This is a genomic window from Streptomyces sp. NPDC030183 (assembly GCF_055573455.1).
The window spans coordinates 249,510-262,933 of record NZ_JBVIBK010000008.1; the positions used below are offsets into that span (position 1 = coordinate 249,510).

Annotated in this window: 5 protein-coding genes and 1 pseudogene; 1 reads left to right on the forward strand and 5 read right to left on the reverse strand. The window is 67.5% G+C overall.

Features of this window, described 5'->3' with window-relative positions:
- Positions 1 to 21 precede the first annotated feature (21 nt).
- The 5 genes and pseudogenes from ACZ4Z2_RS12475 to ACZ4Z2_RS12495 form a co-directional block, all read right to left on the reverse strand.
- On the reverse strand, positions 22 to 780 hold the full coding sequence (locus ACZ4Z2_RS12475; protein ID WP_468075121.1) for a TetR/AcrR family transcriptional regulator: 759 nt from the start codon (positions 778 to 780) through the stop codon (positions 22 to 24).
- A gap of 201 nt (positions 781 to 981) precedes the next feature.
- Positions 982 to 1,482 (reverse strand): annotated as a pseudogene (locus tag ACZ4Z2_RS12480) (thiol-disulfide oxidoreductase DCC family protein); the annotation flags it as partial.
- A gap of 5 nt (positions 1,483 to 1,487) precedes the next feature.
- Positions 1,488 to 1,913 (reverse strand): hypothetical protein, encoded by a 426-nt coding sequence (locus ACZ4Z2_RS12485; protein ID WP_468075022.1) that lies wholly within the window; start codon positions 1,911 to 1,913, stop codon positions 1,488 to 1,490.
- Between the two features lie 142 nt (positions 1,914 to 2,055).
- Positions 2,056 to 2,466: a VOC family protein gene (locus ACZ4Z2_RS12490; protein WP_468075024.1), complete on the reverse strand. Its 411-nt coding sequence runs from the start codon at positions 2,464 to 2,466 to the stop codon at positions 2,056 to 2,058.
- Between the two features lie 190 nt (positions 2,467 to 2,656).
- Entirely contained in the window at positions 2,657 to 6,127 is a 3,471-nt protein-coding gene (locus tag ACZ4Z2_RS12495; protein WP_468075026.1) for a DNRLRE domain-containing protein, read from the reverse strand.
- Between the two features lie 462 nt (positions 6,128 to 6,589).
- On the opposite strand from ACZ4Z2_RS12495, the gene ACZ4Z2_RS12500 reads away from it, so the two are divergent.
- Positions 6,590 to 13,423: an RHS repeat domain-containing protein gene (locus tag ACZ4Z2_RS12500; RefSeq protein ID WP_468075028.1), complete on the forward strand. Its 6,834-nt coding sequence runs from the start codon at positions 6,590 to 6,592 to the stop codon at positions 13,421 to 13,423.
- Position 13,424 lies beyond the last annotated feature (1 nt).

The window sequence follows — 13,424 nt, forward strand, 5'->3', positions numbered from 1 at the left end:
ACCCCATTCACCCGAAAGTGATCACCTGCTCTTCTCGGCGGCCCCCGGGTCCGGCAGGACCTTCGTCATGCCCGGCAGGAAGTCCGTGAACAGTTCGTGGACCTCGTGGACGAGGGGGCGCAGGACGCGGAAGCGGGCCAGGGAGACCCCTCTGGTCGTCAGGCGGGCCCCTCGTTCCGCGAGGCGGTAGCTGCGTTCGCGGCCCTCCGTGCGGTCGAAGACCCAGTAGAGGACGAGGCCCATCTGGGAGAGCCACATCAACTCGGGCAACACCTCGCGGAGTTCCTCCGGGACCTTCGCCTTCGAACCGGCGAGGACCTCGCGGTGGATCGCGATGGACTCCTCGCGCGCCCCCGACGACTCCGGGGAGAAGGGGCTGAGCGGGCTGTCCGGGTCGGCCGCGTTCTTGAAGAACTGCGCCGCGAACTCGTGGTACGGCTCGGCCACGTCCAGCCAGGTCGTCAGGACCCCGGCGATCCGCGCCTGGAGATCCGTCTCCCGCTCCAGCACCGGCCGCACCGCCGCACGGTGCTCCGCGCCGATCCGGTCGTAGAACCCCTGGATCAGGTGCTCCTTGCCGGCGAAGTAGTAGTACGCGTTGCCGACGGAGACCCCGGCCTCCTTGGCGATCGCCCGCATCGTCGTCTTGTCGTACCCGCGCTCCTGGAAGAGCCGCAGGGCGGTCTCCAGGATGAGCGCGCGGGTCTGCTCGGACTTGCCGGAGCCGCCCCGGGGGCCGCCGGGTGCCCCGTCGTCGGCGGCGCCCGGTGGCTGCGCCACGGCGGAGGACTCGGGGCCGGGCTCTGCGCTGGGTTCGTCGTTCACTGCGGGCACGGGCAGAGCCTAACCAGTCGGGCAGGCACCGCTGTCGCAGCCGCCGGGGAGGGCGGGGGAGGGGGCGCCGGGCGCGGTTCCGGACGGGGCGTCGGGTGCGGCCACGGACGGGGCGTCGGGTGCGGCCACGGACGGGGCGTCGGGCTGGGGCGCGGTGTACGTCCACCCCTGCCGGGGGTCGTACGTCCAGCCGTCCGCGCCGGAGTAGATGCTGCCGCCCCACTGCGGCCGGCCGGCCGCCCCGCGCGTACCGCTTCCCTGCTCGACGCCCCGCCACTTCGCGGCGGCGAGCACCGCGCCCCGGGCGAGCCGTGCCCCGGCGGGGGTGCTCAGCCGGTGGGCCAGCGGCCGGTGCTCACGCAGCGCCCACAGGCAGACGATCCAGGCGGCGGAGCCCCGGTACACCTGCCCGGCGTCCCCGACGACGGTGATCTCCGCGAGTGTCGCCCGGTGGTCGAGCGCGGGGAAGCGCCGCTGGGCCTCCTCGGACCCCGCCGCGACGAAGTCCAGCGGCACCAACTGCCGCTGCCGGCCCAGCCACCCCCGCACGAAGACGCAGAGGGTGCAGCGGGCGTCGTAGAGCACGGTGAGCCCGCGGACCGGGACGCGCTCGGCGCCCCGGCCCGTGGCGGCCTCGATCGCCGTCATCGGGGTCACGCCCCGGCCGGCGGGACCGAGGGCGCCCCGTGCGTGGTCCAGCCCTGCGGCGCGACCGGCGGTACCTGCTCCCGCTCCATGGCGCCCCGCCGCCGGAACTTGTTGAGCACGAACACGTTGCCCAGGTGCAGCGCCCCCAGCACCAGCAGCACCACGCCGAGCTTCGCCGACACCGCCTCGAACACCTCGCGGGGGCTCTCGATGGCGCCGTCCGTGTTCAGGTAGAGGGCCACGAAGCCCAGGTTCACGAGGTAGAACCCGACGACCAGCAGGTGGTTCACCGCGTCCGCGAGCTTCTCGTTCCCTCGCAGCACATCCCCGAGGAAGATCCGCCCGTTCCTGCTCAGCGTCCTCGCCACCCAGACCGTCAGACCCACGCTGACCAGCAGATAAATGACGTACGCGACGACCGTGAGGTCCATGCCCCCACCCCTTCCGGGTTCTTTGAACACGTTCAAAACGTGCTGTCGAGGAGACAGTAGACCTGTTTTTGAACATGTTCAAGCGAGGGTCGGGAGGGGGTGGGTGGGGCCCGGACGTGGGAGGGGGTGGGGCGCGGAGGGGTCAGGACGTGCGGGCCAGTTCCGGGCGCTTGGTGTAGTCGGTGAGGCCGACGACGTTCCCCCAGGGGTCGGCGAACTCCACGGTCCAGCCGGTGGCCACGGAGAACGGCGGGTCGATCGGCTGGATGCCCGCCGCGGTGAGGGCGCGGGCGGCGGACCGGGCGTCCCGCACCTCCAGCCACACCCGCGCCGCGGCCCACCCCGGCGGCCGGTGCAGCAGCTCGTCCTCCAGCCGGAGCAGCAGTCCGGGGGTCTCCTTGCCCACCTTCAGCAGGGCGATCCCGGCCTCGTCGAGCTGGAAGGCGACGTCGAAACCGGCCCGCCCGTAGAAGGCGACGGCTTCGCCGAGGTCGCCGACCGGCAGGAGGATGTTGTCGAAACCGAGCAGTTCGTACGACTCATCATCTGACATGCCGTCAGGTTAAAACGCGGCCCGGCGGAACGGCGGGAGCGACAGCGGACGGTCGCGCGAGGGTCGACGGAACGGGGGACACCGGAGCGGGGGAGGGGCGGGAGATGGGAGAAGGAAGGGCGGGGAAGAGGGGAAACCGCGAGGGCCGACCGCGGACGTCCGCGCTCGGCCCCCTTTCCTCGCGCTGAGGTCAGCCGATGGCGATGCGGGTCTTCCAGTAGCTCACGGCTGCGACGATCTCCGTTCCCGAACCCGTCAGGACGGTCTTGCCACCGGCGTAGAACCGGACCGAACCGTCGGAGCGAACGGACCAGATGTCGGGGATCCCGTCCGCGTTCGCGTCCGGGGTGCCGATGAGAAGGGGAACGTTGGCAATGGACCAGCCCGCGGAACCGTACTCGAGGTCGGTACCGCCGGAGGAGTCGGCGCCGGACGACAGGGAGTCCAGGTCGGTGCCGCCGCCGCTTGCCGCCTTGCCCTTGCGGAGCATGAGCTGGGAGTGGACGTCCGCGCGGTACACCATGTCCGTCACACCGTCGCCGGTGATGTCGAGGACGGTGACGATGTCGCGCTCGGTCCAGGCCGAGGCGGACAGACGGATCGCCTGGTCGATGGTGGCGCCGTGGTAGCCGGTGAGGGCCCAGAGTTCGTCGCCCGCGGTGGCGAAGAAGTCGGTGCGGCCGTCGCCGGTGGCGTCACCCGTGGAGACGATCTGCGTCAGTGATGCCGGGCTGGGAGCCCCCTCGGGGAGCAGGATTTCCACCCGCTTGTCGATGTTGACGGCACCGTAGCCGTCGCCGGGATACACCCACAGCTTTCCGCCGACGCGCACCACCAGGTCCTGGAGGCCGTCACCGCCGTAGATGTCTCCGTTGTGGGTGATCAGGGCGCCCTTGAAGTGACCTGAGGGCGCGGCGACGTAAGGTGGCAGGTCGTCGCCGTTCGGATCCTTGTCCGGGTTGGACCGATAGGCGCCCGCCATCGAGTAGTCCAGGTCACCGGAGCCCTTGGAGAGATCGTTCGTGGCCTGGGAGGGGTAGAGGGACAGGTTGCCGGCCTCGGTGACGACCATCAGGTCCGGAAGCTTGTCCCCGGTGAAGTCGCCGGGCGAGTCGGCCTGATCGCGCGGGGAGACGTAGAAGAAGTACTTCGAGGGTTGCGACACGTTGCCCGCGCTGTCCACGGTCCGCACGTACAGGACATTGGGGCCGGCGGTGGGCGGCTTGGCGTTCGTCAAGGTCGCGCTGACCGTGGTCGCGGAACCGGCCTTGCGGTCCAGGTGGAAGGGGTAGCTGGGCGCGTTGAATCCGTACTCGTACCGCACGACGTCCGTGTTGAGGGCACGAACGGTGAACGTGCCGGGGGTGCCGAACTTCTTGGTGCTCCACTTGGTGTCGTCGGCGCCGCTGCCGAAGCCGTTCTCGTCGCCGTCGGCGTTGGGGAAGTCGGCGGAGCTGACCTTGGGCGATTTGGGTGCGGCGGTGTCGAGGACGAAGCGGCACGGTGTTTTCGCCGGGGAGAACGAGGAGGACGATCCCGCGTCGTCCCAGGACCGTGCTCGCCATGAGTAGAGGGTGCCGTTGGTCAGTTTGCTGGTGGGGAACTCGTCGGTAGTCTCCAGCGCGGTGCCCTTGTCCTCTCCGACGCTCACTTTGCCGGTCTTGCCGAGGAGATCACCCGTGGTGGCCCACTTGCCGTGCGGCCACAGGTCGAAGTCGAGATATTCGAGGTTCTTGTCCTTGTCGGATGCCTTTGCAGTGAACGTGAGGCTTCCCGATCCCATCCGGGCGTACGGCTGAGTGGTGGTGCATTTGGCGTCCGGGCCGAGATCGAGCGAGGTGGGAGCGCTCGGCCTGCGGTTGTAGACCAGTTCGAGTACGGGCGGGTAGTTCCCGTTGGCCATGAACTTCTTCCATGCGTACTGGGAGTTCTCGTCCCTGGCGCGCATTCCGAACGTGATGCTGTCCCGGCCCTCGTCAGCCCTCTTCTGAGCGGCCGAACGAACGTTGAAGCCTTCCCAGGCGTCCCGGCAACCGGACTTAAAGCCGTGTGCGAAGCTCTTGGTGGTGATCTTGTTGCCGTCGTGCAGCTTGGGAGCGTTCTTCCAGTTGGTCCGTCCGTTGACCTTGCCGGTGAGATGCACGCTCATCGAGCGGGGGCTGCATGACCAAGAGTACGTCTCCAGCATGTACAGCTTCGCCGACTCGATCTTCGTTCCCTTGAGGTCCTTGTCGAAGTCCATGTTGAAGTACGAGCGCGAGGTGCCCCAGGTGTCCGACTCGAAGCCGACCCGGGCCTCGTGAGTACCGCCCTTGTTGAAGCCCTTGCCGTTGTAGAACGTCGCGTTGGGGTGCCGACTGTAGGCAGTGGTCCAGTTCTGGATCTGCTTCTTGACCGATGGGTCGACGAAGACCGGGTACGTGGTCGCCGGGTCGGTGAGGAAGTCCTGGTCGGGAGTGAGGAGCCAGTTCCCCCCGGAAAGGTCGGCCTTGACGAGTTCACCACGGGAATCAGGGGAGGGGCCGTCGAGCCCCGACAGGCTGAGGGTGGCTGCCGGGCCGGTCCGGGAGGGCTCGGGCGTCGGCTCGGCCGGGACGGTGGGCGGCGGAGCGTCCGACGGAGTGGGCGCGGGACCGTCGGTGGCCAAGGGGAGCTCCTCGGGGTCCGGGTCGATCTGCTCGTCCGTCTCGACGAGCTCTTCCTCGGTCGCACTTGCGTCGTCGCTCGGCGTGGGTGTGGACGTGTCGACGGGGTCCGGAGTCTCGGGCTCGGTCGGCTGGGCGGAGGCACCGACCGAGCCGTCGGTGACCGCAGGGGTACCGCTGCTGTCCCACATCAGGGGCGTCGGTGACAGCGCCACCTCTTGGCCGTCCGAGTCCTCAGCGGCAAGTACGCCCGTGATCGGGTTCAGACGGAACGACAGGTCCGCCGACGTAATGCCGTAGGTGAGCTGTTTGGTGCGTGGGTCGGCCGCGGCCTGCCGGTTCTTGAGGACCAGCAACTGCGCGAAGCCGTCGTCATCGGCCGTGAGAACCAGATCGGCACCTGGGAGGATCTCCGGGTACAGGGCGCGGGAACCGTCAATGATCGGCGCCGGAACCGCACCGGGCCAGGTGAGCTGGATGTCGTGGCCGTCGACGGTCAGGGTGACGAGGGTATTCGAGTCCGCGGCAGCGGTCTTGAGGCCCCGGAGCAGGGATATCCGGTGCGCCGCGGACCGGGAGGCACGTTGCTCGTCGCGTGTCGCCTTGGAGCCGGCCGAGAACACCATCTTGGTGTTGGTGGCTTTCGGCTCCCAGCCCTTTTCGGTGTGGTGCAGGTCGTAGTCGATGTCTTTCCAGGCACCGTCCACCTTGGCCCGGATGGGGGAGGAGTAGAGCTTTTTGGCCATCTTCCCGTCGGGGCGCGCCCAGGTGGTGGAACGCGCGGTGCGCAGAGCCGTGGCCTCGACAGACTTGCCGGTCTTCGAGGCCCGTGCGAGCGCGACGGCTTCGGTGACCGGCTTCGCCGCGCGGTCGCCGTCCGACGTGCCGCGTGAATCAGGTTCGTCCAGGCCGAGTCCGACGAAGGTGATGCCGGTCGCGGCGAGCGCCGCGGTGAGTACGACGGCGGTCGTCCGTCCCCCGGGCACGCGGCGCCGGTTGCGTTCCTTGCGCGTCATCGGCGAGTTCCCCTTCCCCCATGAAACCGGCGCGGGACATGGCTCGGCCGGGCCAGCCGATGATGGCCCAAGAGAGGGCTGCCGTCACGCTTCGCAAACCACGGGATGCGAATGAGTCGGACAGCGGCGAGGCTCGTAAGTGTGGTTGGCGGCCTGGGCGCCCAATCGGCCTGCGGCCGGGCGTTTTTGGGATATAGGTCAGCCAATCACACCGCAATCGCTCTGATTAGATGCGTATTTGCAACGGGAACCAGCGAATTGCGCACTTGATCGCAGACATGCAAAGGATGCCGGTACTTCTGGTAGACGGAGATTCGAGCATGACTTACCGTTACATTGCGCTACGTACCGTGGTGATCATCACATCCCCACAGTCGATCTAGCGGAACTCCACAGGGTCAACACAGAATCTCCGCTATCTGATACGCCATCACGCGTGGTCCGTTCCTGGTCCCGCCTCGAATGGTCCGGGGGGACCTCGCCGTGTTCGGTCGCTTTTCGTCTGTCCGCTCGCGTCGGCTGCGCCGGGTGCGCGCCGCTGTCGTGCCCACAGTCGGGGCAGCGTTGCTCCTTGGCCTTCTGCCGGCACAGGCGTTCGCGTTGCCGCCCGACCCGGCTACGGCTGAGAAGGGCCGCGAGACCCTCGGCCTGGAGCCCCTCGACTCGGAGAAGACCGTCGCCGGAACGGTCTCCGAGCCCGATCTGGAGACTCTCAAGGTCGACGTCCCGCCGGACCAGCAGCAGGCCCCGACGGGCACGGCCACCACACCGGCTGCCGGCACGGGGTCGGTCGACTTCGGTTCGGCCGGTGGCGCGACCCCCGCATCGGCCCGTACGACCGGGGAAGCCCGGCAGACCGCTCTGACCCCTGTCGGGAATCTCCCTGTCAGCCTCGGCCAGGCTCCGGACCAGACGGCCCCGACCGGTACCTGGCAGGTCCAGGTCTACGATCGCGCCGCCGCGGTGTCCCAAGGGATCGACGGCACGGTCGTGAAGGTCCAGGCTCCCGCGACCGGCTCCGTCCCGATCTCGGTCAAGCTCGACTACGCGAAGTTCAAGAACCTTTACGGCGCCGACTGGGCCTCTCGTCTGCGCTTCGTCCAGTTCCCCGAGTGCTATCTGACCACGCCCGATGTCGAGGCCTGCCAGGAGTACGAGGAACTGGAGACCACCAACGACCTCCAGGCCCAATCGATCACCGCCACCGTCGACACGGCGGCGGACGGGACCGTCACCCCTGCTTCGGCCAGGTCGACGACGTCCGATGGACCGGCGATCGCCCAAGCTGCCTACCGCGCCTCGGACAGCGGGGTCACGCCGGTTGCCGCGACCGGCGACGCGGCCGTCGTCGGCGCGGTGGACTCCGGCGGCGGCGCCGGCGGCACCTTCAAGGCCACTCCGCTGGCCTCCAGCGGCAAGTGGTCGGCGGGAGGCTCCTCGGGCGCCTTCACCTGGACGTACCCACTGACGGTTCCGGCGGCCCCCGCCGGCCCGGCTCCGAACATCGAGTTCACCTACAACTCCCAGGATGTGGACGGCCGTACCGCCGTCGCCTCCCCCCAGTCCTCCTGGATCGGCGAGGGCTGGGACTACGACGCCGGTCACATCGAGCGCCGCTACCGCGCCTGCCAGGACGACCGCAAGAAGATGAAGTCCGGCGCCGCGAACAACACGGCCAAGAAGGACAAGACGTCCGACCTGTGCTGGGTTTCGTACAACGCGGTGATGTCCCTCGGCGGCAAGACGACGGAGCTGGTGCGGGACGCCGCCTCCGGCAGCAACCCCGAGACCGACACGGAGATCTACCGGCCCGAGAGCGACGACGGCACCCGGATCGAGCACCGCGTCGGCGGCACCAACGGCGACAACAACGGTGAGTACTGGATCGTCACGACCACGGACGGCACGAAGTACTACTACGGCCTCAACCAGGTGGGCGGCGGCCACGCCGACACCGACTCCGTCTCCACCGTCCCCGTCTTCGGCAACCATCCGGGCGAGCCCTGCCACGCCACATCCTTCGCCGAATCGCGCTGCGGCGCGGGCAAGAAGCAGGCCTGGCGCTGGGGCCTGGACAAGGTCGTCGACGTGCACGGCAACACGTTGGTGGTCACCTGGAAGCAGGAGACCAACTACTACGCCGTGAAGAAGAAGTTCAAGTCGCCCGAGCAGTACGACCGCTATGCCTACCCGAAGACCATCGAGTACGGCATGCGCTCGGACCTGACCAAGCCGTCCGCGACCGTCGAGTTCGGCGTGGCGCAGCGCTGCCTGAAGTCGGCCACGGCCTGCGACGCGGCGAACTTCGCGAAGACCTCCGACCCGGGCGCCTATCGCCCCTGGTGGGACACCCCCGGCAACCTCAACTGCAAGTCGACGTCGAAGCTGTGCCCGGCCTTTCCGTCCTTCTGGACGCAGATGCGCCTCGACTCGGTGACGACGAAGGCGGCGCGCGCGGGCCAGACCGGCCTGGGCAAGGTGGACACCTACGAACTCCACCAGTCCTTCCCCGAGGACTGGTACTACACCTCTCCCGGTCTCTGGCTGAACTCGATCACCCGCCGCGGCTTCGCCCCCGGTGACACCACCGGCACCCTCCAGCACAAGGACGGCGTCAGCTTCGGCGAGTACACGGTCGGCTCCTCCTCGCCCCTGAAGGGTCGCTTGAAGGACCGCCAGCTGCCCAACCTGGTGTTGAGCGGTCCGAAGGACCAGCGCCCGCCCTTCACCCGCCCCCGCATCGGAACGGTCGCCACCGAGCACGGCGGCGACATCGAGGTCGAGTACAAGGGCGGCTGCGCGAGCGAGCCGTCCGAGGACAAGGGCAGGAACAACGGCACCTGTTATCCGGTCCGGTGGTCACCGGACGGCGACGAGAAGAAGCCCGCGAAGTCCTGGTTCAACAAGTACGTCGTGCACTCCGTGACCGAGAACGACAAGGTCACCTCACGCGGCAAGCTGATCCACACCACGTACGACTACTCGGAGCCCGCCTGGGCGAAGTCCGACGACGAGTTCACCCGGCCGTCCCTGCGCACGTACGACGTCTGGCGCGGCTACCGCCAGGTGGCGGTCACCCAGGGCAGCAAGACCGCCTCGGGAGAAGTGCCACAGGCGCAGTCGTACTCCGAGACGCGGTACTTCCAGGGCGTCGGCGGCGAGGTCAAGGACTCAACCGGGAAGTACGCGCTCGTCAGCGAGGACAAGCCGCAGTACGCGGGCATGACCGCCGAGACCCTCACTTACGTCGACTCGGACAAGGGGAAGCCGAAGCAGCGCACTCTGAACTTCCCTTGGTCGAAGCAGACCGCTTCCCGGTTCCGTGAGGCCGAGGACGGCGCGGACATGGATCCGCTCCTGGCCCACCGCAGTGGCGTGAAGCGCACGGACGAGATCCAGAAGGTAGGTGACAGCTGGCAGGCCGTTCGGACCCTGACGACCGTCGACGACACCTATGGCATTCCGACCCAGGTCGAGACGGCGGTGGTCAAGCCGGACGGCTCCGGCGAGACCCTGTCCGATCAGATCTGCACCAAGACGTCCTACGTCCACAACACGTCGGCCTGGCTGATCGGATTGCCGAAGCAGCAGCGCACCACGGGCACCACCTGCGCGGCCCACGACACCGCCGACCCGGCAACGAAGCTGATCAGTGCGACCCGCACCACCTACGACAACCAGTCGTACGGCGATGCCCCCACGAAGGGCCTGGCCACCGCCTCCGCAGGGGTGGACGGCTCAGGGACCTCGTACTCGGTCGTCACGAAGACGACGTACGACCCGCTGGGCCGGGTCCGCACCGTCGCCAAGCCCGGGGCCGGCACGACGGAGATGCAGTACACCCCCGGAGACGCGGGTGGACCCGTCACTTCCGTGAGGGCGATCAACGCCAAGGGCCACGCCGTCACCACGACCTTCGACCCCGGCCGCAGCCTCGCGTTGACGGTCACCGACGCCAACGGCCGCATCATCCGCAGCGAGTACGACGCTCTCGGCCGCTTCGTGAAGGGCTGGTCTCCGTCCCGTTCCTCAGGTGGCAAGTCGCCGAACGTCGAGATCGAGTACCAGCCGGCGATCGCGACCTCGAAGGAGTCCCGACCCGCCGCGGTCACGACCAAGTCACTCAAGGACGACGGCACCTACAGCCGTCAGGTGACGATCTACGACGGTCTGATGCGTCAGGTCCAGACCCAGTCGGAGGCGCACGGCTCCGGCCGCGTCGTCACGGACACCACCTACGACGACCACGGCCTGGCGGACGAGCAGACCAGTGCGTACCTCGCGAAGGGCGAACCGGCCGCCGAACTCTTCTCCCCGAAGTCGAAGTCGCTCGTCCCGAGCCGGGTCAAGTTCCGTTACGACGGTCTGGAACGGCCGGTGAGCGAATCGAAGTACCACGGCGAGACCGTGGTGCACACGACCAGGAAGGAGTACGGCGACACCAGCACGTACGTGGATCCGCCCGGCTCGACGTCGCCGCGGACCCGGACCTACACGGACGCCCTCGGCAGAGTCACCTCGATCGTCCACTACAAGGACGACACGACCAGCGCCGGACGCACGACCACCTACGGGTACGACGCCCGCGGTCGGCGCACCTCCGTCACCGATCCCGCGGGCAACGAGTGGACGTACAAGTACGACGCCCGGGGCCGAGTGACCTCCACCACCGACCCTGACGTAGGCAAGACCGAGACGTGGTACGACGAGGCCGACCGGCCGTACAAGGTCACGGACGCGGCGCAGCGGACCACGTACACGGAGTACGACGAGCTGGGCCGGATCAAGTTCGTCCGCGAGAACTCCGAAAGCGGCACGCCGATCAAGTCGTTCACCTACGACTCCCTGCCGGGCGCCCTCGGCCAGCCGGTCGCCTCCACCAGGCACACGACGAGCGGCGACTACATCAGCCGCGTCACGGGCTACGACACCGAGTACCGTCCGACGGGTTCGGAGACGGTGATTCCCGCCAACACCATGACGACGGGTCTGTCCGGCACCTACGCGTACGCGTACACCTACACGCCGACCGGCAAGCCGCAGACGGTCACCCTGCCCTCCGTGGGCGGCCTGGCCCGCGAGAAGGTCGTCACCCGCTACAACAGCGACGGCCTGACCGAGTCGACCTCGGGGCTCGCCTGGTACACGTCCGACATCACCTACTCGCCGTACGGCGAACCTCTTCGGACGGTATCGGGCTCCCAGCCGAACCGCGTCTGGACGACCAACTTCGTCGACCCCTACACCGGACGTCTCCAGCGCACGGTCGCGGACCGGGAGACGGCCGGCCCACACCGCATCTCGGACAGCCGCTACGCCTACGACAAGTCCGGCATCATCACGTCGAACGCCCGTCAGCTCTCGGATGCCTCGGGCGACACCTGGGACACCCAGTGCTTCACCTACGACGTGATGGGCGAGCTCGCCAACGCCTGGACGTCGAACATCGCGCCCACCGGCAACGGCACGGGCTGCAAGTCGGCGGACGGCACGACGTGGGGCCCGCGGACGGACTACGCGTCTTCGTCGGGACCCGTGGCCGACGCCCCCGACACGGCGACCGACGCGTCCGCCCCGGACTCCTCCCTGAAGTCGACGCTGGCGGCCACGGCCCCCTTCACCGCGACGGTCGCCACGGGTGCGACGGCCTACCACCAGTCCTTCACCTTCGACTGGCTGGGCAACCGGGCCACCCTCACCGAGGCCGACCCGGCGGATGCGACCAAGAACGTCATCTTCACGTACGGCTACAACCCCAAGCAGCCGCACACGATGACGTCGATCGGCTCCAGTCCTGCGGGGCAGAGCAGCACGTACACGTATGACGCGGTGGGCAACACGACGGTCCGTGACCTGGTCGCAGGGCCCCAGGACCTGAAGTGGACCTCGGAGAACAAGCTCGACACGATCACCGTGGGCGGCAAGAAGACGACCTACGTCTACGACGCCACCGGCAACCGCCTCCTGGAGAACTCCCCCTCCGGCTCGACGCTCTACCTGGGCGAGACGGAGGTGACGACGGGCAGCGGCGGTGCGGTGACCCGCGCTTCCCGGTCCTACGCCCAGCCCGGCGCCCCCGTGGTGACCCGCACGGCGACCAGCGGTGCGACGACGGGACACCAGCTCTCGGCCCTCCTCGCGGACCACTTGGGCACAGCGAACACGGCGGTGGCACTGGCGAGCGGTCAGGTGGTCACCCGTCGAGCCGCCAAGCCGTACGGCGAACTCCGCGGCCCGAAGCCGGCGTCATGGCCCAACAAGCGCGGCTACATCGGCGTCGGCATCGAGGACACCACCACCGGCCTGACGCACATCGGAGCCCGCGAGTACGACCAGAACTCGGGCCGCTTCATCTCGGCAGACCCGATCATCGACATCGCGGACCCGCTGCAGATGAACGGGTACGCGTACTCCAACGGCAGCCCTGTCTCGCGATCAGATCCGAGCGGGCTCATCCGGGAACCTGTCGGAGGCGTGAGCAACGTGCCTCCGGTAAACAAGGAGGTGAAGGTTGGAGGAAGGACTGTCATTTACGACGGACAGGGAAAGCCTCACACCGTCGGTACTCCGACCGGCAATGCCTCAGAAGAACTGGCCTTCAAATACATGAACGATGATCTCAGGTTTGCAGGAAAGTACTACGACGCGGCGACCAGGACTGGATCCAAGTATCTATGGCAGGACGACTTGGCGCCGTTGGCAAGGCGTGAGCCGCGAACTTATTATGACGAAGGTGGAAATCTTAGAATCACGGGAGCTACGGCAGACTTTATCAAGGTGACCTGGAAGAGCGGAAAGATCATTAGCGTGGAAACCTGGGATGTGAATGAGAGTTCGCGTTCCTCGGGAAATCTCGGCAATGTTGAATCAACGGTCAGGAATAAAATGGATCCAACGGGGAAGAAAACGCAAACGGATAATGTTGTGTTTGTGGCCAAGGATTTCGATCAGGCGAGCGAGATGAGGGATCGTTTTTCGGGGAATGGGAATGTTAGGATCATTCATCCTGATTCTCATTTTGATACCCATAGGCAAGCTCCGCTGGTGCGTAAAGTGAATGGGGGCACCATCCGGATAACTCCGGGTGAGCAAATCGGGCGAGGGGTGCCGGGTGTAGACACGCCCTCTTCTGGGTCGACTTCGCGAGGTGGCGCCGGAGGTAGGCTCATGAATGGGGCAGGGATTTTCGGAGAGCTGTTTACGATTTACCAGTTCGCCAGGGACTGGGATACAATTACTGATGGGGGTTGTGTTGCCGTATTGCCAGGTGACTGTCAGCCTCCGCCTACGATGTAGT

What these genes read in the sequence shown, in the direction of transcription:
- ACZ4Z2_RS12490 (WP_468075024.1), bottom strand. Translation starts at nt 2,466, where the DNA reads ATGTCAGATGATGAGTCGTACGAACTGCTCGGTTTCGACAACATCCTC.
- ACZ4Z2_RS12485 (WP_468075022.1), bottom strand. Translation starts at nt 1,913, where the DNA reads ATGGACCTCACGGTCGTCGCGTACGTCATTTATCTGCTGGTCAGCGTG.
- ACZ4Z2_RS12500 (WP_468075028.1), top strand. Translation starts at nt 6,590, where the DNA reads ATGGTCCGGGGGGACCTCGCCGTGTTCGGTCGCTTTTCGTCTGTCCGC.
- ACZ4Z2_RS12495 (WP_468075026.1), bottom strand. Translation starts at nt 6,127, where the DNA reads ATGACGCGCAAGGAACGCAACCGGCGCCGCGTGCCCGGGGGACGGACG.